18 protein-coding genes are annotated in these 19,555 nt (G+C 66.5%); 2 read left to right on the plus strand and 16 right to left on the minus strand.

Features of this window, described 5'->3' with window-relative positions:
* Positions 1-134 precede the first annotated feature (134 nt).
* Together C5689_RS14405 and C5689_RS18975 are read left to right on the plus strand one after the other, a co-directional pair.
* Positions 135-782: a hypothetical protein gene (locus C5689_RS14405; protein WP_108917963.1), complete on the plus strand. Its 648-nt coding sequence runs from the start codon at positions 135-137 to the stop codon at positions 780-782.
* Positions 783-1,219: 437 nt separating this feature from the next.
* On the plus strand, positions 1,220-2,629 hold the full coding sequence (locus C5689_RS18975; RefSeq protein WP_108917965.1) for a PAN domain-containing protein: 1,410 nt from the start codon (positions 1,220-1,222) through the stop codon (positions 2,627-2,629).
* Between the two features lie 203 nt (positions 2,630-2,832).
* On the opposite strand, the gene C5689_RS14420 is transcribed toward C5689_RS18975, so the two are convergent.
* From C5689_RS14420 to hpnA, 16 genes are all read right to left on the minus strand, one after another.
* On the minus strand, positions 2,833-3,489 hold the full coding sequence (locus tag C5689_RS14420) for an iron-containing redox enzyme family protein (protein ID WP_108917966.1): 657 nt from the start codon (positions 3,487-3,489) through the stop codon (positions 2,833-2,835).
* Positions 3,482-4,189: a hypothetical protein gene (locus tag C5689_RS14425; RefSeq protein WP_108917967.1), complete on the minus strand. Its 708-nt coding sequence runs from the start codon at positions 4,187-4,189 to the stop codon at positions 3,482-3,484. Before C5689_RS14425 ends, C5689_RS14420 begins: the two co-directional genes overlap by 8 nt.
* Positions 4,190-4,315: 126 nt before the next feature.
* The gene (gene lpxB / locus C5689_RS14430) at positions 4,316-5,398 is read right to left on the minus strand and encodes a lipid-A-disaccharide synthase (protein ID WP_244594718.1); all 1,083 of its coding nucleotides are present in this window, start codon (positions 5,396-5,398) and stop codon (positions 4,316-4,318) included.
* A 73-nt stretch (positions 5,399-5,471) separates the two neighbouring features.
* Positions 5,472-6,287 carry an acyl-ACP--UDP-N-acetylglucosamine O-acyltransferase gene (gene lpxA / locus C5689_RS14435; protein WP_108917968.1) on the minus strand — a complete coding sequence of 272 codons (816 nt, stop codon included), beginning with the start codon at positions 6,285-6,287 and terminating at the stop codon, positions 5,472-5,474.
* A 16-nt stretch (positions 6,288-6,303) separates the two neighbouring features.
* On the minus strand, positions 6,304-6,765 hold the full coding sequence (gene fabZ / locus C5689_RS14440) for a 3-hydroxyacyl-ACP dehydratase FabZ (protein ID WP_108917969.1): 462 nt from the start codon (positions 6,763-6,765) through the stop codon (positions 6,304-6,306).
* Positions 6,766-6,840: 75 nt separating this feature from the next.
* Positions 6,841-7,884, minus strand: coding sequence for a UDP-3-O-(3-hydroxymyristoyl)glucosamine N-acyltransferase (lpxD, locus tag C5689_RS14445; RefSeq protein ID WP_108917970.1), 1,044 nt, complete (start codon positions 7,882-7,884; stop codon positions 6,841-6,843).
* A 177-nt stretch (positions 7,885-8,061) separates the two neighbouring features.
* Entirely contained in the window at positions 8,062-10,551 is a 2,490-nt protein-coding gene (gene bamA / locus C5689_RS14450; RefSeq protein ID WP_108917971.1) for an outer membrane protein assembly factor BamA, read from the minus strand.
* 352 nt (positions 10,552-10,903) lie between these two features.
* Positions 10,904-12,046, minus strand: coding sequence for an RIP metalloprotease RseP (gene rseP / locus C5689_RS14455; RefSeq protein WP_174800263.1), 1,143 nt, complete (start codon positions 12,044-12,046; stop codon positions 10,904-10,906).
* A 76-nt stretch (positions 12,047-12,122) separates the two neighbouring features.
* Positions 12,123-13,364, minus strand: a complete 1,242-nt coding sequence (gene dxr, locus C5689_RS14460) for a 1-deoxy-D-xylulose-5-phosphate reductoisomerase (RefSeq protein ID WP_108917973.1) — start codon at positions 13,362-13,364, stop codon at positions 12,123-12,125.
* Between the two features lie 6 nt (positions 13,365-13,370).
* Positions 13,371-14,237: a phosphatidate cytidylyltransferase gene (locus tag C5689_RS14465; RefSeq protein ID WP_108917974.1), complete on the minus strand. Its 867-nt coding sequence runs from the start codon at positions 14,235-14,237 to the stop codon at positions 13,371-13,373.
* Complete coding sequence (locus tag C5689_RS14470; RefSeq protein ID WP_108917975.1) at positions 14,234-15,013, minus strand: isoprenyl transferase; 780 nt, start codon at positions 15,011-15,013, stop codon at positions 14,234-14,236. The genes C5689_RS14465 and C5689_RS14470 overlap by 4 nt, the downstream gene beginning before the upstream one ends.
* A gap of 65 nt (positions 15,014-15,078) precedes the next feature.
* Positions 15,079-15,639 carry a ribosome recycling factor gene (gene frr / locus C5689_RS14475; RefSeq protein ID WP_108917976.1) on the minus strand — a complete coding sequence of 187 codons (561 nt, stop codon included), beginning with the start codon at positions 15,637-15,639 and terminating at the stop codon, positions 15,079-15,081.
* Between the two features lie 134 nt (positions 15,640-15,773).
* Positions 15,774-16,502 (minus strand): UMP kinase, encoded by a 729-nt coding sequence (pyrH, locus tag C5689_RS14480; protein WP_108917977.1) that lies wholly within the window; start codon positions 16,500-16,502, stop codon positions 15,774-15,776.
* 93 nt (positions 16,503-16,595) lie between these two features.
* The gene (locus tag C5689_RS14485; RefSeq protein ID WP_108917982.1) at positions 16,596-17,876 is read right to left on the minus strand and encodes a glycosyltransferase; all 1,281 of its coding nucleotides are present in this window, start codon (positions 17,874-17,876) and stop codon (positions 16,596-16,598) included.
* Positions 17,873-18,163: a hypothetical protein gene (locus C5689_RS14490; RefSeq protein ID WP_244594716.1), complete on the minus strand. Its 291-nt coding sequence runs from the start codon at positions 18,161-18,163 to the stop codon at positions 17,873-17,875. Before C5689_RS14490 ends, C5689_RS14485 begins: the two co-directional genes overlap by 4 nt.
* A 123-nt stretch (positions 18,164-18,286) precedes the next feature.
* Entirely contained in the window at positions 18,287-19,402 is a 1,116-nt protein-coding gene (hpnA, locus tag C5689_RS14495; protein ID WP_342210428.1) for a hopanoid-associated sugar epimerase, read from the minus strand.
* Positions 19,403-19,555: the final 153 nt, after the last annotated feature.

A 19,555-nucleotide genomic window follows, 5' to 3' on the forward strand; every position in this document is an offset into this window, starting at 1 on the left:
TGACGTCCGAGCGCTGATCCTTTTCTCCGCGGCCTTCGCGTCGAAGATGCGATGGCCGAAAGACCCTGTGCGCGAGCGCACAGATTTCCGGCTCCGCTCCCGCCATTGTCTCCTCACCAAACGGGGAGGCGAAAATGATCGAGACGGGGTCCTATGAATTGCTCTCTTTCGAGGAGGCGCGCCAGAAGCTACGCTTCGATCGCGAGATAAGCCTCGGTCTCTTCGACCTCTCCTCTTTCCGCATCGCCTATTGTTCCGGCGACTTCGTCTATGTCGGCGACATAGAGCTCTATCAGTGGATGTGGTGCGACAAGATCGCGGGCCTCGTCGTCGATGGCGACATGACGATCGAAGGCGATCTCATGGACAATTCCTTCGACGGCGCCGCGGCCTTCGTGCTGGCGCGCGGCAATCTCAGAGCGCGCACCGTCACGCTCGGCGGCGCCGAGGTGGTCGTGCGCGGCGACCTGCGCGCGGAAGGCCCCGTCTTCAATAGCTCGACCGCGGGCCGCTGCGAGATCGGCGGCTCGCTCCACGCCAGCCATCTCGTCACCGACGATCATGCGACCGTCGTCGCCGGCCGCGCGCCGGCGCGCTCCTTCGCGCTCGGCTATGTCGATCCGACGATGAGCGAGAAGCTGCGCCCGGCGAAGTCATATCTCGATCTGTTGACGCCGGAGGCGGCGGAGGAATTCGACGCGCAGTTCCGCGGCGCCGGCCCGGAAATCGTCATGCGCATCGTCGCGGCGATACGCGCCGGCCGTTCGGTGCTGCGCGTCTGACGGTCCAAATCGCGAAATATCGAGAGCGAGCCCGAAGGCTCGCTCCCCCCGCCTCTCTTCCGCGAATCGAGCCGGCGCGACTCGAAAAAGACATGTTCCTCGCCGCCAATGGCGCCGTTCGCCTCACGATTCGAACAGTCGCTCTTTTTCACCCTGCGCGCGTTTTTTCATCGCGTTTCAATCATCGATTTCAGCCCCAGCGAATCGCGAACGGCGCCGCGCGCGCGATTCGCGACGATCGGATCATTCGTCATGAGCCAAACGCCTCCGCCCCGCGAGCGGGCAAATCCCCTGCGCCCCGCGGCGGCGCCTGTGAACTCCATTGTCGCCGCCGCGACGACGGCGCATGATTTGGACGCGCGACGCAAATTCGTATTAGAAACCGAACGCGATCGGACGATCGCGCAGCGGCCGACGAGACGATTCGGGAGACGACGATGGGGGCTGTGAACGATTTGGCGCGGAACGAGGCGAGCCGCCCCGATGCGCGACGTTCATGGGACGAGGTCGAGGCGCTCTATCGCGAAGAATGCGCGGCCATGCTGCGCGACGCGCGCCGTCATTACGAGCAGCGCGCAGCGCGCGAACAGACGACGATCGAAAATGTGCTCGCCGCTTTTGCGCGCGATTTCGACGCCTGGCTCGATCGCGAGCGGCGCGGGATCTCCTCGCCCAAGCCGAACCTCTCCACATTGTTCGAAATCTGGCTGGAGCGCGGCGCGCGGCGGCTGGAGCCGCCGAGCGCGAGCCCGGAAGCCGACGCGCGATCGCAGGAGCTGGAGCAGCGCCTCGACGAAGGCGCACGACATATTCAGCAATTGGAGGAGCGGCTCGCCGAGGCTCAGCGCCGCGCCGCGCAAAGGGCGGCGGAGACGGCCGCCGCCATCGCCGCCGCGCCCGCGGCGCCGCGCGGCCTCGGCCGCGTCCTTCTCGCCATGGCGCTCGGCCTTTTCGTCGCGCTCCTCGGCGCGGCGCAATGGGCGCGGCAATCGGCGGCGACGCCGCCCGCACTGCGCGCGGCGCTCACAGGTTTCGACGCCTCCCTGAGCGAGCTGGAAGCGCGCGGCCGCGCGGCGCTCGGCGGTCTCGCAGCCGATCGGGCGCGCGAGGAGGCGCTGACGGCGCTGCTCCGCGAGGACAGGGCCTATGTGATCGCGCGCGCGGTCGCCGCCGACCCGCAGCTCGCCCGCGAAAGGATCGACGCGCTGGAGCCGAGCAGCCCGGCGCCCGTGGCGCAAGCGCCGTCCGAGCTTGCGCCGAAGGAACCGGCCGCCGCTTTGCCCCGAACCCCGCCCGCGGAGCCTGCCGCGCCGGACGTCGCGGCTCTCGCGCCGGAGGAGGAGCCCGAGCGGCTGCCTCCCGCCGTCATCGGTCTGCAAAAGCCTGCGACATTTCGTGGTTTCGAAAATCGCGACATCGTCGGGCCGACGTTCGTCACGCTGCGCAAGCTCGATCAGCCCGCCTGCGTCGCCGCTTGTCGGAGCCGCGACAATTGCCAGGCCTATTCCTTCGACCGTTGGAATCGCATTTGCCGCTTGAAGGCGACGGCGGGCGCTTTTGCGCTCAATCCGCGCATGACCAGCGGATTGCGCGATGATTTGCGCATCCCGCGCGCTCCCGCCGGCGCGCTCTCCATGGAGCGCTATCCCTCCAAGGCGTTTCCGGGCGCGGGCTATAAGACGACGTCGCTCGAAGGGCCCGACGCCTGCGAGACCGCCTGCCGCGCCGAGGACGCCTGCATCGCCTTCACTTTCCGTCTCGACGAGAGCGCCTGTCATTTGTTCGAGAAGACCGGAGAATATTTCTCCAACGAGCTGGCCGACAGCGGCGGCAAGCGCCAGGATTGACGGGATCGGCGATCGAAACGACGTAATCCTCTCGCCCATCATCTTTTTTTCATGCGGCCTCTCCCACATATGGGGGATGCGCGGAGGGCCTGAGCCGAGCTATTCGGGTAGCGTTCTGCGATGATTTTTGTGTTTCGAGGGAGGCCGCGCGTCCGGAAGCGCGACCTCCCTTTTTTTGCGGCGCGTCGAAGCCGCCGCCTCCGTCAGGCCGGCGCCGCCGCGCCGCAGAGTTCCGTCGCCAGGGGGAAGGCTCCGCCATGATCGCGCGCGATCTGCCGTAGCATCAGCCCATAGAATTCGGCGGATTGGATCATATTGATCCCGATATCGGCTTTCTGGCCTTCGTCCAGAGTCTCGATCCGCTCGAAATCTGTCGCCAGATGGTCGATATCCGCGAGCGTGTGAACGCGGAGAAAACGCGCGCAACCGTCGCCATGCGCTCGAACGACGCGGCGATACAGCTCCGGTCCGCCGATCGCCGCGAGCCCTTCCAGGACGATGACATAGCCGTAGAAGGCGGTGGAGCCCAAATGCTCGATCTTGAAATATTGCGTCTCGTACAGAGCCCTCGTGACCGCCCGTTCGGGATATGTCTCCACCTCCGCGCCGAGGCCGCGCAAATCCTCGAGCGCCAACAGCTCATGGGAGTCCTCCTCACCGAGATGCTGGATGAAGCCGCGGTGAAGGACAGCGCTTTCGGCCGGACAACGACTCGCCGCCAGCGCCAGAAGCCGCGTCGAGTGACTCGTGAAATAAAAGGTCTGGGCCAGGAAATCGGCATAGGCCTGCGGCGCTTCCCAGGGAAAAGCCGAGGCGTCGTCCATCAATCGGTCGATGAGACGATGAAGCTCGTCACGCATGTCTCGCTCCTTTGTGCAATTCCGAATTTTGGTCTGTGTGTCGCTTGAAGTCCCACAGATATCGAACGGCGCCGGCGACAGGCTCCTCGCCTTCGGTCACTTTTTGCGGAAAGAAAGCGATGAGATCGATCGGCGCATTGTGGCGGATGACGCCGGGGACCAGAGGCGTCCCGCCCAATCGGTAGCACGCGCGATGCACGCCGCGATCCGTCCGCGGCGCGCCCAGCATCGCATGTGCGCCCGACTCCAGCATTCGACGAATCATAAGCCCGATGATGACGTCCATCATCGGCAGACCCAGCGCGCCGCCACGGGCCAAGGGATGGAGGGTGAGGCGGCTGGCGATAATGATGCGGCTCCCGTGCGACGCCACATTTTCGAGAGCGTCGACGGGCCAAGCGCCGAGCTGAGAATCGTCGCGCGCGCTCTGGAGCTCGAGATTCGTCCAGCGCATGAGCCCCATGGCGAGGCACTCCCGCTCACGGAAAATGCAGAGAATTTCGTTCTGCCGGCAAAACTCGTCCGAGTAGAGCCGCTCGGCCCCCTCCAATTCCCGAAAAGTCTCGAGCCACACCGTCCGCCATGTGGCGTAGGCGCTGTTGTAATCGCGCAATTGCTCCGGCGACGGGTCGGAGCCGGGCAGAGAAACGACTCTGAGCGACTTCAATACGCCGAACGCGCTCACCTCGTTTCGAGGCATGTTTCATACTCCAAATCACGAAGACCCGGCGCTGAACCTGGCCACGCATTTAAATACAACTTTTGGTTGTATACAATACAAATAACAATCAAATGTGCGGAGGCGTCGAGGAGAGGACGGCGATCGCTACGGCTTTGTGATATGAGTCAATATGCGTTCGGCGGCGCGTGCGCTGGGGCTGTCGCCGGCGGCGAGAACATGCTCGCGCACTTTGGCGAGGCCTCGCCGCTGTGCGCCACGCTCGACGCCGTCGCGAATGAGCGGCTCGAGAGCCGCGGCGAGCGCCGTCGGCGTCGCCCGCCCCTGCAGGAATTCCGGGACGAGCCGCTCGCCGAGCACGAGATTGGGCAATACGATGCTGTCGACGCTCACCAGAATGCGCAAAGGCCATTCGATCGGCGCGACCTTATAGGCGACGGCCATGGGAACATCGGCGAGCGCCAGTTCCAGAGTCGCGGCGCCGGAGGCGACCAGAGCAGCGCGCGCGCGGCGGAAAGCCGGGAATTTTTGATCCTGCGACAGAAGATGCGGCCGCAGTCTCCATGATGTGAGACCGCGTTCGATCTCCTCCGCGACATGCGGCACGACCGGCAGAGCGACATCGAACGGCCCGCATGTTTTCGCGAGCATGTCCATCGTCTCGCCGAAGACCGGCATGAGCCGGGAGACCTCGGCGCGGCGCGAGCCGGGCAGCGCGAGAAGCAGCGGCGGCTCCGCCTCCCGCATCGCCAGTTCGGCGGGGGAAGGCGTGAGCGTCTCGAGACAGTCGAGCAGCGGATGGCCGACATAGACGCAGTCGGGACCGCCGAGCCGCCGATGCGCCGCCGGCTCGAAGGGCAGCAGAGCGAGCACTTCGTCGACATAGGCGCGCATCGCCCGCGCGCGGCCCGGCCGCCAGGCCCAGACGGTCGGGCTCACATAATCGACGATTGGCAGCGCCGGCCGAGCGCGCCGCACCCGCCGTGCGACGCGATGCGTGAAATCCGGCGCGTCGATGAGCACGAGGCAATCGGGCTCTGCCGCGAGCGCCGCGCGGGAGGCGCGATCGATCCGCTCGAGCAGCTGCGGCAGACGGCGCAACGGCGACAGCAGACCCATTACGGCGATATCGCCGAGCGGGAACAGGCTCGCGAGCCCTTCGCGCGCCATCGCCTCGCCGCCGACGCCCGAAAAGCGCATGTCCGGCCGCAGGGCGCGCAGCGCGCGCATCAGCAGCGCGCCCAGGAGATCGCCGGAGGCTTCCCCGGCGATGAGAAACACATGCGGCGGCGCTTCCACCGCCCTAGCCCCGCGCCGGGCGCGGCGCGCAGAGCGGCCGCTCCCGCTCGGCGCGCAGAAAGGCGATCAGCGCCTCCACATCCTCGGCGCCGGAGAAATCCCGTGCGACGGTCTCGATGCGCGCGGCCAGCGTCTCGGCGCCCGCCCCCTGTGGGAACAGGCGGCGGAAGGCCTCGCGCAAAAGAGCGAGGCGCGCGTCGGAAAAGCCGCGCCGGCGCAGGCCGACGAGATTGAGCCCGAACAAATGCGCGCGATTGCCGCCGGCGAGGCCGAAGGGAACGAGATCGCCCTCGAGCCCGGAGAGGCCGGCGACGAAAGCCTGCGCGCCGATGCGCACGCGCTGATGCACCACGGTCGCGCCGCCGATCGCGGCGTGATCGCCGATCCGGACATGGCCGCCGAGCAGCACAGTGTTGGAGAGCGTGACGCCGTCGCCGATCCGGCAATCATGACCGACATGAGAATAAGCGAGAAAGGCGCAATCGTCGCCGACGCGCGTCTGGCCGCCGCCAGCCGGCGTTCCCGCGTTTATAGTGACGCCCTCGCGAACGAGGCAGCCGCGGCCGATGACGAGCGTTCCCGCCTCTCCGCGCGATTTCAAATCCTGCGCCGCGGCGCCGAGCGCGGCGAAAGGATGAATCTCGGCGTCCGCGCCGATGCGCGTGCGCCCCGTCAAAACGACATGGGAGACGAGATGGGCGCGATCGCCGAGCTCGACCTCGCCGCCGATATGGCAGAACGGCCCGATAACGACGCCCTCGCCGAGACGCGCGCCCGCCTCGACGACGGCGGAGGGATGAATGCGCGCGCTCGAGGTCATGGACCCGCCCCAGCGCTCAGGCGCCGATCATCACGCTCAGCTCGGCCTCGCAGACCAGCGCGCCATCGACCAGCGCCCGGCAGGCGTACCAATAAATGTCGCGCTTGCGGGCCTTTTTGGCGACATGGAATTCGACGCGGTCGCCGGGAATAACCGGGCGGCGGAATTTCGCCTTGTCGATGGTGGTGAAGAAGACCTTGCGCTGCGAACCCTTGGGTTGCATCCGCGCGGCGATGACGCCCGCCGTCTGCGCCATGGCCTCCACCAGCAGCACGCCGGGAAACACGGGATTCTCCGGGAAATGGCCCTGAAACTGCGGCTCGTTGAAGGTGACGTTCTTGATTCCGACGCCGCTCTCGTCGCCGTGAATATCGACGACACGGTCGATGAGGAGAAGCGGGTAACGATGCGGCAGCAGCTCCAAAATCTGATGGATGCCCAGGGATTCCGGCGCCTCGGCCGTCGTTTCTTCGTTCATTTTTTCCTCCGCTGCGGCGTCCGGTCGTCTCTTCGTCCGGCCCGTCTCATTCCCTTCCGACGTCCTGCGCCGGTTTCATTTCGTCTCGCGGCGCGCCAGGCGGTCAAGCAGCAGCTCGCCCCGCAAATGGCGACGCACGGGACGCGCCGGCGCGCCGCTCCAGCGCGCGCCGGCCGGCACGTCGCGGGTCACGCCGGATTTGGCGGCGATCTGCGCGCCCTCGCCAATGGCGATATGGCCGCCGATCGCCGATTGGCCGCCGAGGACGACGAAATTGCCCAGCTCGCAGGAGCCGGCGAGGCCGGATTGCGCGACAATGACGCAGCCGCGCCCGATGACGACGTTGTGGCCGATCTGGACCAGATTGTCGATCTTGGTCCCCTCCCCGATGATCGTGTCGCGCGTCGCGCCGCGGTCGATGGTCGTATTGGCGCCGATCTCGACATCGTCCTGAACGATGACGCGGCCGATCTGCGGCGCCTTCACATGGCCGCGCGGCGAAAGCGCGAAACCGAAGCCGTCCTGGCCGAGACGCGCGCCGGGATGAAGAATGACGCGATCGCCGATGAGCGCGCAGACGACGCTGACATTGGCGCCGATCGAGCAGTCGCGCCCGATGCGGACATCCGGGCCGATCACCGCTTGCGGGCCGATCACACTGCCGGCGCCGATCTCCGCGCGGGGACCGATGACGGCGCCGGGATCGACCGAGACGCCCGGCTCCAGCCGCGCCGTCGGGTGGACGATCGCGCTGGGCGAGACGCCGCTCGCCGAGAACAGCGAGTGCGGCCGCAGCGAATCGGGATAGAGCCGCGCCATGACGCGGGCCATGGCCTTGTGCGGCTCCGTCGTCACCAGCGGGATGACCCCGCTCGGCAGCGAGTCGAGATCGCGCGCGCGCAGCAGGCAGGCCGTCGCTCGGCACAGACGCAGCGCCGCCGCATAGCGTCTGCGGTCGTAGAAGGCGAGCTCGCCCGGCCGCGCCAGATCGAGCGGCGCGACGCCGATGATGATCTCGGCCGCGCCGGCTCGGCTCTCGTCGATGCGAGCGCCGGCGATCTCGGCGACCTCGGCCGGCGTCAGCGGCCGGTCGAGGCGGAAAAACCCAGCGGCGCCCATGCCGCGCTCCTCCCCATCGCGCCCGGCTCGCAGCCGGGACGAAAACCGAAGAGAACGCCGGCCGGCCCGGAGGCGGCTCGGCGCTCTCTCAAGAAAACGATCCCCGAGCGGCGGGTCTCGCCGCTCGGGGATCGCAAATTCTAGTCGCTGTGTCGAAGGCGCGCCAGCGCGAAGCCTTTAGAAATTGGTGCCGCCGGAGAAGCGGAAGCGCTGCGTCACGTCGCCATAGGCCTTGGACAGCACCACCGCATAGTCGAAGCGGATCGGCCCGAGCGGCGATTGCCACAGCGCCGAGGCGCCGACGGAGGAGCGGATCTGCGCCTTGTCACCCGAGACGACGATGCAAGTGCCCTGGCCATAGGTGGGAGCCGTATAGGGATAGACGCAGGGCAGGTTGGCGACGCCATACAATGAATCGCTGAAGTTGGTCTGGCCTTTGTAGCCCCACAGCGTGCCGGCGTCGGCGAACAGCGCGCCGCGCAGGCCGATGTCCTTGGGCAGGCCCCAGATCGGGAACTGCACCTCGAGCGAGCCGCCGATATAATTGCTGCCGCCGAGCGAGTTGCCGCGCGAGCTGGTCCAGTTGGAAATATCGCGCGGGCCAAGGCCGCCCGGCGCGAAGCCGCGCACCAGAGTCGGGCCGAGGTTGAAATTGTCCATCACTCGCATCTTATAGTCGCCGAGCGCGAACATATTGCCGCCCTGCACGCGCGCGATGCCGACCACATCGTCCACGAAAGGAATTTCGTGGAAATAGCGCAAGTCCCCTGTCGTGCGCACGTAGCGGCTGTCCCCGCCGAGGCCGGCGATGTCCTGCGACGCCTGCGCATGAATGCCGTTCTTCGGATTGCGGAAATTGTCGAGCGAGTTGTACGACACGGTATAGCCGACGAGCGAGGTCAGACGCGTTCCCACCGATTCCTTGATGGCAAGCGAGGCCTCGCCATTGGATTGGCAATTGTAGAGAACGTTGAGATCGGCCTGCGTCGGCGCGTAGATATAACCATATCCCGGCGTATATCCCGGCAGCGGCGACTGACAGTCGTTGTAGGGCCGGTTGCTGTCGTTGGGGATGGAGATCGTCGTGGTGTAGAGCGAGTAGCGCGGCGCGAGGCTGATCTCCTCGGTGATCGGAATGCCGAAGCGCAGCGTGCCGCCGATCGAGGTAGTCGAATAGTAGGAGTAGTTATAAGCGTCCGACTTCTTCGCGAAGAGATCGAAGCCCGCCGAGAAGCGCTGATCGAGGAAGTAGGGCTCGGTGAAGCTGAAAGACACGCCGCGGGCGCGCTGGCCGGCCTGCACCGAGAGGCGCGTCGCCTGGCCGCGGCCGAGGAAGTTGCTCTCCGACACGGAGACTTCGCCGATGAAGCCTTCCGTCGTCGAATAGCCGCCCGACACGCCGAAATTGCCGGTCGCCTGATCCTCGACGTCCACATTGACGACGACGCGATCGGCCGCCGAGCCCGGCTCGTTGGTGACGCGGACCTTCTTGAAGAAGCCGAGGCCGTTGAGGCGGCGTTCGGCGCGATCGATCAGCACGCGATTATAGGCGTCGCCCTCGCCGATCTCGAACTCGCGACGAATGACGTAATCGCGCGTGCGCGTGTTGCCGCGAATATTGATGCGCTCGATATAGACGCGCGGACCCTCGTCGACCACGAAGCGGATCGCCACCGTCTGAGCGGCTGGATTGCGCTCGCCGCGCGGGCGCGCCTGCGAGAAGGCGTAGCCCTTCTTGGCGATCTCGCGGGTCAGCGATTCGACCGTCTTCTCCACAGCGTCGCCATTATAGACGTCGCCGGGCGAAAGACGCAGATAGGGTTGCAGAGAGGCCGGATCGATATCGGGTAGATGCGATTCGACATCGACATTGGAGACGCGATATTGCGGCCCCTCCTCCACCACGACCGTGATGACATAGCCGCCCTGGGCCGGATCGAACACGGCGTCGGAGCTGACGACATGGAAGTCGGCGTAGCCGTTCTTCAGATAGAAGCGCCGCACCAATTCGAGATCGGAGGCGATGCGGTCGGGATCATAGACGTCGCTCGTCTTGATGAACGACAGGAAGTTCATCTCCGTCGTTTCCATCAGATCGACGAGACGGCCGGTCGAGAAGACCGTGTTGCCGACGAATTTGATCTCCTTGACGCCGGTCTTGTCGCCCTCCTCCACGGTGAAGACGACATCGATGCGCCCATTGGGCAGTTGCACCGTGCGATAATTGATCTTGGCGCCGGCGCGGCCGGAGCGCTTATAGATTTCGAGCAGGCGGGCGATGTCCTGCTGCACGACCGTCTGATTGAAGGAGCCATGCGCGCGCGTGCGCACTTCCGAGGTCAGCGTCTCCGTCTTGACCTTGCTGTTGCCTTCGAAGACGACGCGATTGATGAGATTGGTCTCCGCGACGTGGATGACCACGCGTCCCTTCTCATGGGTGGCGCTCACATTGGAGAAGCGGCCGCTGTTGCGCAGCGCCTCCAGCCCCTTTTCGATCTCATCCGGGCTCGTGCCGGAGAAATAGGAGCGGATCACGTCGGAATCGCCGCGGGCGTTGCCGACGACGACGATATCCTGAGCAAACGAAGGAAGAGAGAAGCCGAGGACCGCCGATACCACGGCCGCCAAGAGATAGGAACGATTCCGAAAAGCCTCGATGGACCGCATTGTCAATCCTAAGTCCTCGTCGCGCCGTCGCCCGCCGAAAGCGGCGCGGCTCACGAACTGGGACAACGCACGCACCCTACCGCACGCCGTCCGATCCGATGTTCACCTTCTACAAGGTTTACCGTTTACTGCAAATGCCGAACGCCGCGAGTTTCCCCGTTTTGCCGGGCCCGTTGCCGCGAAGCCACTTTTTATGGTCAGCGTCGCGTTAACGTCGGGAACCCGCGGCGCAGACCGCGAGTCCCATGAGGCGATCCTGCCCAGAATGATGGCGAAAAGCGGTCATAATCGCTCGTATCGTCGAATTCGCCCGCGATTTCCGTGGGCAGAAACAAACGAGACGTGGAAACGCTCAATCGATTCCCGCTCCGGTGACGCGACGCAGCAACCTGGCGATGTCGTTGTAGGTGGAGAACACCATCAGCGTGCACACCATGGCGAGCCCGACTCGGAACGCGTATTCTTGCGTACGTTCCGCCAGCGCGCGGCCGCGCACTGCCTCGATCGCGTAGAACAAGAGATGTCCGCCGTCGAGCAGCGGCACCGGCGCGAGATTGAGCAGGCCGATCGAGATCGACAGAATAGCGATGAGATTGAAGAGCGGGCCGACGCCCACTTTGTCGATCGCCTTGGCCATTTGGCCCGAGACCTGCGCGATGCCGATAGGGCCGGACAATTGGTCGGTCGCCTCGCGGCCGACGACGAGGCCGCCGAGATAGGAGCCGGTCCGCTCGATGATCGTCCAGGTCTCTGTGACGGCGAGAACGAAGGATTGGCCGAGGCCGTAGCGCTCCTCGCGCTGATCGGCCGGATCATTGCTGGCCTGCAGGCCGATCATGCCGATCTTGGTCTTGCCGAGCGCGGTCTCGATCTCCCGCAATTGCGGGGTCGCCTGCAGCGTCACATTCTGCTCGGCGCGGCGAACGACGATGCTCAGCGGCTTGCCGGTGGCGGAGGAGACAATCTCCTGCATCTTGCCGAAGCTGTCGATCGGCTCGCCGTCTATGGTGAGGACCAGATCGCCCTTCTGAAAGCCGGCCTGCTCGGCCGCGCCGCCGGCCTGCACGGCGGCCACTTTGGGCAGCAGCACATTGCGGCCGAGAGAAGCGTAGAGAACGGTGAAAATGACGATCGCCAGCACGAAATTGGCGAGCGGCCCCGCCACCACGATCGCTGCGCGCTTCCACACCGTCTGGCCGAAGAAAGTGACCTTGCGCTCCTCCTCCGACATGGCTTCGATGCGCTCGGGATCGGGCACGCTGGCGCCATTGGCGTCGCCGTGGAATTTCACATAGCCGCCGAGCGGGATCGCCGCCACGCGCCAGCGCGTGCCGTATCGGTCATGAAAGGCCCAGAGCTCCGGCCCGAAGCCGATCGAGAAAGCGTCGATCTTGACCCCGCACCAGCGGCCGACGAGAAAATGGCCGAGCTCGTGGAAGAAGACCACCATCGTCAGCACGAAGACGAAGGGGACGACATAGATGAGGATCGTCATGAGCAAGTCCAGCAAAGCGATACTCCCGGCGAACGCTACGACCCGAGAGTCCGCCTTTCTGGCGGCGCCCTCTTGGTTACTGAAGCGTTAACATGCCCGAAGCCTGGTTCATCGCCAAGGCGCCGCGCGATCTTTCTCTCACAATATGGTCAATGGCGAGGGCGTCCTCAACAGTCGCCGGCTCACGCGCCGTGCCGTCCAGGAGCGCGGCCTCCAGCGCATCGGCGACATGAGCGGCGATTCCGGAAAAGCCGATGCGGCCGGAAAGGAAGGCCTCCACCGCTATCTCATTGGCCGCATTGAGCACTGTGGGGAGGCCGCCACCCGCCCGCATCGCATCGAGCGCGAGGCCGAGCGCCGGAAACCGCTCGAGGTCGGGCTTCTCGAAAGTCAGCGCGCCTAGGGCGACGAGATCGAGCCGCGGCGCCGGCGTCTCGATTCGCTCCGGATAGGCGAGGCAATGGGCGATCGGCACGCGCATGTCGGGACGGGCGAGCCCGGCCGTCACCGAGCCGTCGGCGAAGCTCACGAGGCCATGCACGATGGATTGCGGATGCACGATCACGTCGAGCTTTTCCGCCGGCACGCCGAAAATATGATGCGCCTCGATTAGCTCGAGGCCTTTGTTCATCAAAGTGGCCGAATCGATCGTGTTCTTCGGCCCCATCGCCCAATTGGGATGGTTGAGCGCCTGCTCCACAGTGGCGGCGGCGATCGCCTCCTTGCTCCAGCTGCGGAACGGGCCGCCCGAAGCGGTGATGGTCATTTTCTCGATTCGCGAGACATCCTCGCCGCCGAGCGCCTGGAAAATGGCGTTATGCTCGCTGTCGATCGGCAGCAGGCGCGCGTTTTTGTCATGCGCCATGCGCATGAAGGGCGCGCCGGCGCAGACGAGGCATTCCTTATTGGCGAGGGCGACCGCGCGTCCGAGCGAGAGAGCGGCGTGGGTCGGCTCGACGCCGGCGGCGCCGACAATGGCCGAGACAACGAGATCGGCCTCGCGCGTCGCCGCCTCGATCACGGCCTCGCGCCCGGCCGCGACCTGGATATTGGTCCCGGACAGCGCCTCCTTCAGCGCCGCATAACCGTCCTCGTCGCGGATGGCGACGAATTCGGCCTTCACCGCCAGCGCTGTGCGAGCGAGCGCCGCATGGTCGCGCCCGCCGGCGATCGCCGCGACGGAATAGCTCTCCGGATCGCGCATAAGCAGATCGACCGTCGAGCGCCCGATCGAACCGGTCGCGCCGAGCAGCACGACGCGCTTGGGCGCGCGGCCGCGCGGCCGAGTGAATTGTTCCGATCCCGCCCCAGTCGTCATAGTCGCCTACCAGATGAAAATTCCGGCGGCCAGGGACTCCTGGCCGCGCAATCCGCCGAGCATGGCCGCGAAGGCGCTGGCAAAGATGAAGCCGTCGACGCGATCCATCACGCCGCCGTGACCGGGGATGAGCCGGCTCGAATCCTTGACGCCGAAACGGCGCTTGATCCAGGATTCGAAGAGATCGCCGGCCTGCGCCAGCGCCGCCGCGACGAGGCCGACGAAAAACAGCGGCAAGGTCGCCGCCGCGCTCCAGCGGCTGAGATAGACGACGCAAAGGCCGAGAAGCGCGCCGCTGGCGACGCCGACCAATGTTCCAGACCAGGTCTTGCCGGGCGAGACGCGCGGCCACAGCTTCGGCCCGCCGATCAGCCTTCCGCCGAAATAGGCCATCACATCGGTTCCCCAAACGACGGCGAACAGCCAGGCGATGGAGATCGCGCCATAGTCGGGCGAATGGCGCAGCACATTGGTGGAGACGATCAGCGAGCCGGCGTAGAGCAGGCCGGCCGGGGCCCAGAGCCGGCGTCCCGGCCCCGCCAGAATCGCGAGAATGGCCGAGAAGGCCGCGAGAGAGGCCAAAGCCGCCGGACCGCCGCCATGGGCGGCGAAAGCCGTCGCAGCCGCGAGCGAAGCGCCGCCGAGAGCAAATCGCGCGAGCGCCATTTCGCCGCCGACGATGCTCTGCCATTCCCAGGAGACGGCGAAGCCGGCGAGCAGCCAGAATAATGCGAAGGCGTCGCCGCCGACATAGAGCGCGACCAGCGCGGTCGCGATGAGCGCCGCCGCCGAGCCGATGCGCGGCCCGAGATCGGCGAAACGCGCGCCCCTGTCGCCGGCTCCGGCGCGGGGCGACCTCGACGGCTCTCTCATGAAGCGGTCTTCGCTCTGCGATCGGCGGTCGCCAATCCGCCGAAGCGTCGATCGCGCTGCGCATATTCGTCGATCGCCGCCTCGAAATCGGCCCGGCTGAAGTCCGGCCAATGCACCGGCACGAACAGCAATTCCGCATAGGCGGCCTGCCACAGCATGAAATTGGACAGGCGCTGCTCGCCGCTGGTGCGGATGATGAGGTCGGGATCGGGCATGTCGGCCGTATCGAGGCGCCGGGCGATGGCCTCGGCGTCTATGTCCTGCGGGCGCAGGCGGCCGGCGACGGCCTCCTCGGCGAGCGCGCGCGCCGCGGCCGCTATCTCCTGCCGCGCGCCGTAATTGAAGGCGACGACCAGAGTGAGGCCGGTGTTGGCGGCGGTCGACTGCTCGGCCTCGAGCAGAAGACCGGCGATTTCGGCGGCGAGATCCTCGCGCGAGCCGATGACCCGCACGCGGACGTTGTTGGCCTGCAGCTCGGCGAGGTCATTGCGGATGAAGCGATGCAGCAGCGCGAGCAGGCTCTGCACCTCCTCGGGCGGCCGCGACCAGTTCTCCACAGAAAAGGAATAGACGGTCAGATAATCGACCCCGAATTCGATCGCTGCCCGCACCGTCTTGCGCAGAGCGTCGACTCCGCGCCGATGGCCCTCGAATCGCGGCAGGCCGCGCGCCGCCGCCCAGCGGCCATTGCCGTCCATGATCAGGGCGACATGACGCGGCGCCGCTCTCGGCGCCAGAACCGGCGCCCCCAACTCCAATATGCCACCGTCTCCCATTTCTTCCGCGCCACCCTCAAAGCTCAAGCCGCAAAAACGGCTCGTCGCGACAATGAAAAGACAAATCAAACCTGCATGATCTCTTTTTCTTTTTGCGCGAGCATCGCATCGATCTCGCGCACCGATTCGTCGGTCGCCTTCTGCACCTCGGCCTCGTGACGCTTGGAGTCATCCTCGGGCAGGGCGTGATCCTTCAGCAGCTTTTTCAATATGTCGATGCCGTCGCGCCGCACATGACGCACGGAAACGCGCGCGTCCTCGGCATATTTATGCGCGACCTTGACCAGCTCCTTGCGGCGCTGCTCGTTGAGTTCGGGCGTGCGAATGCGCAGCACCTGCCCCTCCACCGTCGGCGAAAGCCCGAGATTGGAATCGCGTATCGCCTTGTCGACCGCGCCGACGAGCGCCTTGTCCCACACTTGCACGGCCAACATGCGCGACTCCGGCACGCTGATCGTCGCCACTTGGTTGAGCGGCGTGGCCTGGCCATACGCCTCGACATGGATCGGCTCCAAGAGGCTCGCCGAGGCGCGTCCGGTGCGAAGCCCGCCGAGCTCGTGCTTGAGGGTCGCCAGCGCGCCCTGCATACGGCGTTTCAGTTCGGGCAGATCGAAAGTCTGAGCCATAGGAAACTTTGCCTATTCGTGAAGTCTGTCGGTTCGAACGAGCGGGCCCGCGCCGGCTCCGAGGTCGGAGCATTCTCTTAGAACAGAATCCGCCGAGGCGGAAATCGCCGGCCGCATCCGAGGGGGTCGTCCCGTCAGGGAACGACGTGAGTGGCCCGCCCTCGTCCTTCCAGCACGGCGCGGATCGCCCCCTCTTCCGCGATGGAGAAGACGATTATGGGAATCTTGTTCTCGCGAGCAAGAGCGAAGGCGGCCGTATCCATCACGGCGAGGCTCTTGGCGATGGCCTCGTCATGGGTGAGCCGCTCATAGCGCCGGGCGGAAGGATCGCGCTTGGGGTCGGCGGTATAGACGCCATCGACCTGAGTCGCCTTCAGCACGGCGTCGGCTGAGAGCTCGGCGGCGCGCACCACGGCGGGCGTGTCGGTGGTGAAAAAAGGCAGGCCGGTGCCGCCGGCGGCGATGACGATGCGGCCTTTGGCGAGATGGTGCAGCGCCGCTCGCCGCGAATAGGATTCGCACAGCGAGGGCATGGGCACGGCCGAGAGCGCTCGCGCCTGGCGCCCCTGCGCCTCGATCGCCTGCTCGAGCGCGAGCCCGTTCATCACCGTCGCCAGCATTCCGATCGAATCGGCGCGCGCCCGCTCTATGCCTTTGTCGGCGCCTTGAATGCCGCGAAAGAAATTGCCGCCGCCGACGACGACGGCGATTTGCGCGCCGAATTCGGCGGCGGAGGCGAGATCGGCGGCGATGCGCTCCAATGTCGGCGCATGAAGACCATGCGGCGCGTCGCCCATCAGCGCCTCGCCCGAGAGCTTGACGACGACCCTCTTCCATTTCGGCGGGTTCGACGGCTCCGTCATCTGCGCCTCTCTTTCGCTGGCCGGCCTTGCTCCGACCTTAATAGGAAACCGCCGCCGCCCCGGCAAGGCGCGTCGCCACGCAGGGAGCCGCCCTCACAAAGCGCCGAGGAATTCGTCGATGATTCTGAAAAAGGAGGCCGCGTCGCGGCGCGGGAAACCCTCGAGCCGACGCAAGGCCGCGATGCGGCGCGGCGAATCGGCGTCGCAATAGGCGAGGATAGCGTCGCGCCAGCCGGGACCGTCGAGCGGATCGACATAATCGAGCGAATTGGCGGCGATCTCGCGAAATGTCTCTATGTCGGAGGCGATGATCGGCGCGCCGCTGGTCGCGGCCTCGGCGATGGGAAGGCCGAACCCTTCCGCGAAGGAGGGCGCGAGCGCGGCGCGGGCGCCGGCGAGCAGCCGCCGCATGGCCGGCGTCGACAGGCCCGAGGCTTCCACCACATGGGGGCGCAACGCCGCGCAGCGCTCCAGCATGGCGAGCACGTTCTGATTGTGCCAGCCGCGCTTGCCGACGAGGACCAGCTTGGGCGTGCGCGCGCCCTCGCGCTCGACGAGCTCGCGCCAGACATTGAGCAGCATCATATGGTTCTTGCGCGGCTCGATCGTGCTGCAGAGGACGAAATAAGGCGTGTCGGCGAGGCGCGGATCGGCGAGCGCCTTTCGCTCGAAGGCGGGAGCGACCGGAAGTCCGGCGACGCAGACGGAGAGATCTTTCCTGCCCTGCTCTTCCGCATATTCCCTGACCCGACGCGCGACGGAGGCGGAGGCGACGACGACCCCGGCCGCCCGCCGCACGATATTGCCCATGACGAGGCGATGCTTGTCGCGCTCGGCCGGGCGGAAGAATTCGGGCGCGTCCAGCGGCAGCAGATCGGCGACGAAGAAGACGGGCCTCACGTCCGGCCGCGACTCCAGCCAGCGCAAATGCCACTCCTTATGCATGGGAAACTGGCTCGCATTGAAAAAGACGGCGCCTGGCGGCGCCTCCGAGGGCGGCCGTCCGAGGCGCAGCGCCCAGCGGCGCATGGCGCGCCAATTCTCGGGAACGACGCCCCAATCGCGTCTCGCGATCCGCGGAGCCGTCCGTCCCGCGGGCGCCGCGCCGAGCGCGGCGACGAGGCGCTCGTATATTTTGTCCTCGCCGAAATCGATGAACTCGTTCCAATAGGTCTCTATGTCGGTGAGCGAGCGCAGCCCGGCCTCGGCGGCGGCGAGGCGCGGCCCGAGCGCCGCGGCGGCGAGCGCGACGCCGCCTGCGCCCGAGAGAAAATGCCGCGCCAGAATAAAATCGACCCGATCGATGCCATTGGGCGTCGGATTGAGCGCGCGCGTCACGAGACGCGTGACGTCATAGACGACAGGCCGCGTCATTTGCGGCATCGCTCGCCCCGCTCGCGGCATCGCCAATGGTCGATCACATCGTTCGACTCGCGGATCACGCGCTCACTCTCCTTGGTGAGACATTCGCGATAATGGAACACAGAGGCGATATAGGCCTCCACCTCGCGCCCACAGGCGTCGGCGGGCCGGCCAGGCATGAAGACGCAGGGCGGCGATCCCGGCGGCACGCAGAGATTGAAGCCGGGAGAGGCCTGCGGAAACGCCGGCGCAGGAAGAAAAAGCGCCGCCGCCGACAAGGCGAGGCGCGAGAAAGACAAGAAGCGCCGCCCCGCTCCGCGCGCGGACGGTCGCCGATCGATGATCATCCGACGCTCTTGATGAAAAGTGACACGGGGCGAAGAATTGCCCCGTCGCGGGGCTGCGCGCAAGGGCGCAGGCGCCTATTCGCCGAGCGCGCCGCCGGGGGCCCGGCGCGCGGCCTGCGGCGGCCCGCGCTTGGCGCGGTCGCGTGCGCCGAACCATTCGACCGCATCGGCGAGCGCATGGCGGTAGGGTCGGGAACGATAGCCGAGCTCGCGCCGCGCCTTGGAATCGTCGAAGAACATCGTCACCGCCGAGAGGCGCAGGCTCTCGACATTGAGGAAAGGCTCGCGGCCGGTGAGGCGCGCCAGCGCCTCATTGGCGTGGGCGACCGGCAGCAGCGGCCAGCGCGGCAGCCGCATCAGCGGCGGGCGGCCGCCGCTGAATTTCGCGACCTCCGCGAGCAGCTCGGAGAGCTCGACATTCTCGCCGCCGAGGATGTAGCGTTCGCCGATGCGCCCCAGGCGCAGCGCGGCGAGATGGCCGGCGGCGACATCGGCGACATGAACGACGGCGAGGCCGGTGTCGACATAGGCCGGCATATTGCCGCGCATCGCCTCGAGCACGATGCGTCCGGTCGGCGTGGGGCGCACGTCGCCGGGCCCGAGCGGCGCGGAGGGATTGACGATGACGGCCGGCAGAGCGTCGCGCTCGACCATTTCCTCGACCAGACGTTCGGACAGGAGCTTGCTGCGCTTATAGGCGCCGAGCCGATCGCAGACCGCGAGCCGCCGCGTCTCGTCGCAGAGGCCGGAAGCGTCGGGCGCGAGCGTCGCGACGCTACTCGTATGGACGATGCGCTCGACGCCGGCGCGCAGCGCCTCCTCCATGACGATGCGCGTGCCCTCGAGATTGGTGCGCATGACGATAGTCGGATCGGGCGCCCACAGCCGGTAGTCGGCGGCGACATGGAAGAGATAGCGAACGCCGCGAAGCGCAGCGCGCAGACTATCGCGATCGGTCACGTCGCCTTCGAAAACTTCGTATTGGGGGCGGAGATTGGCGCGCGGGCTCGTCGGCCGCACGAAGGCGCGCACGCGAAACCCCTCTTCGTGCAGCAGGGCGGCGACCGCCCCTCCGATGAAACCGCTCGCGCCTGTGACGAGGGCGATGTCCCGCATGTCGCTCGTCATGGCCAAAGCGTCGATCGACTCCGCTGCGCCGGCGCCCGAAGCGCCGTTCTCACTCCGCAGCATCTGGGACGCGCTCCTCCAAAAGCAAGCGCCGCAGCTCCAAGGTCGTGAGCCGCCAAAACCGAGCCCGCCGACATGCGCGCGCCGTCAGCCGGCGGAGGCGCTGGGGAGCTCGTTTTCGAGCGGCTCGGCGGGCTCGGCCGGAGCCGGCTCGGC

Origin of the sequence: Methylosinus sporium (genome assembly GCF_003113265.1) — a bacterium.
Taxonomy (GTDB): Bacteria; Pseudomonadota; Alphaproteobacteria; order Rhizobiales; family Beijerinckiaceae; genus Methylosinus; species Methylosinus sporium.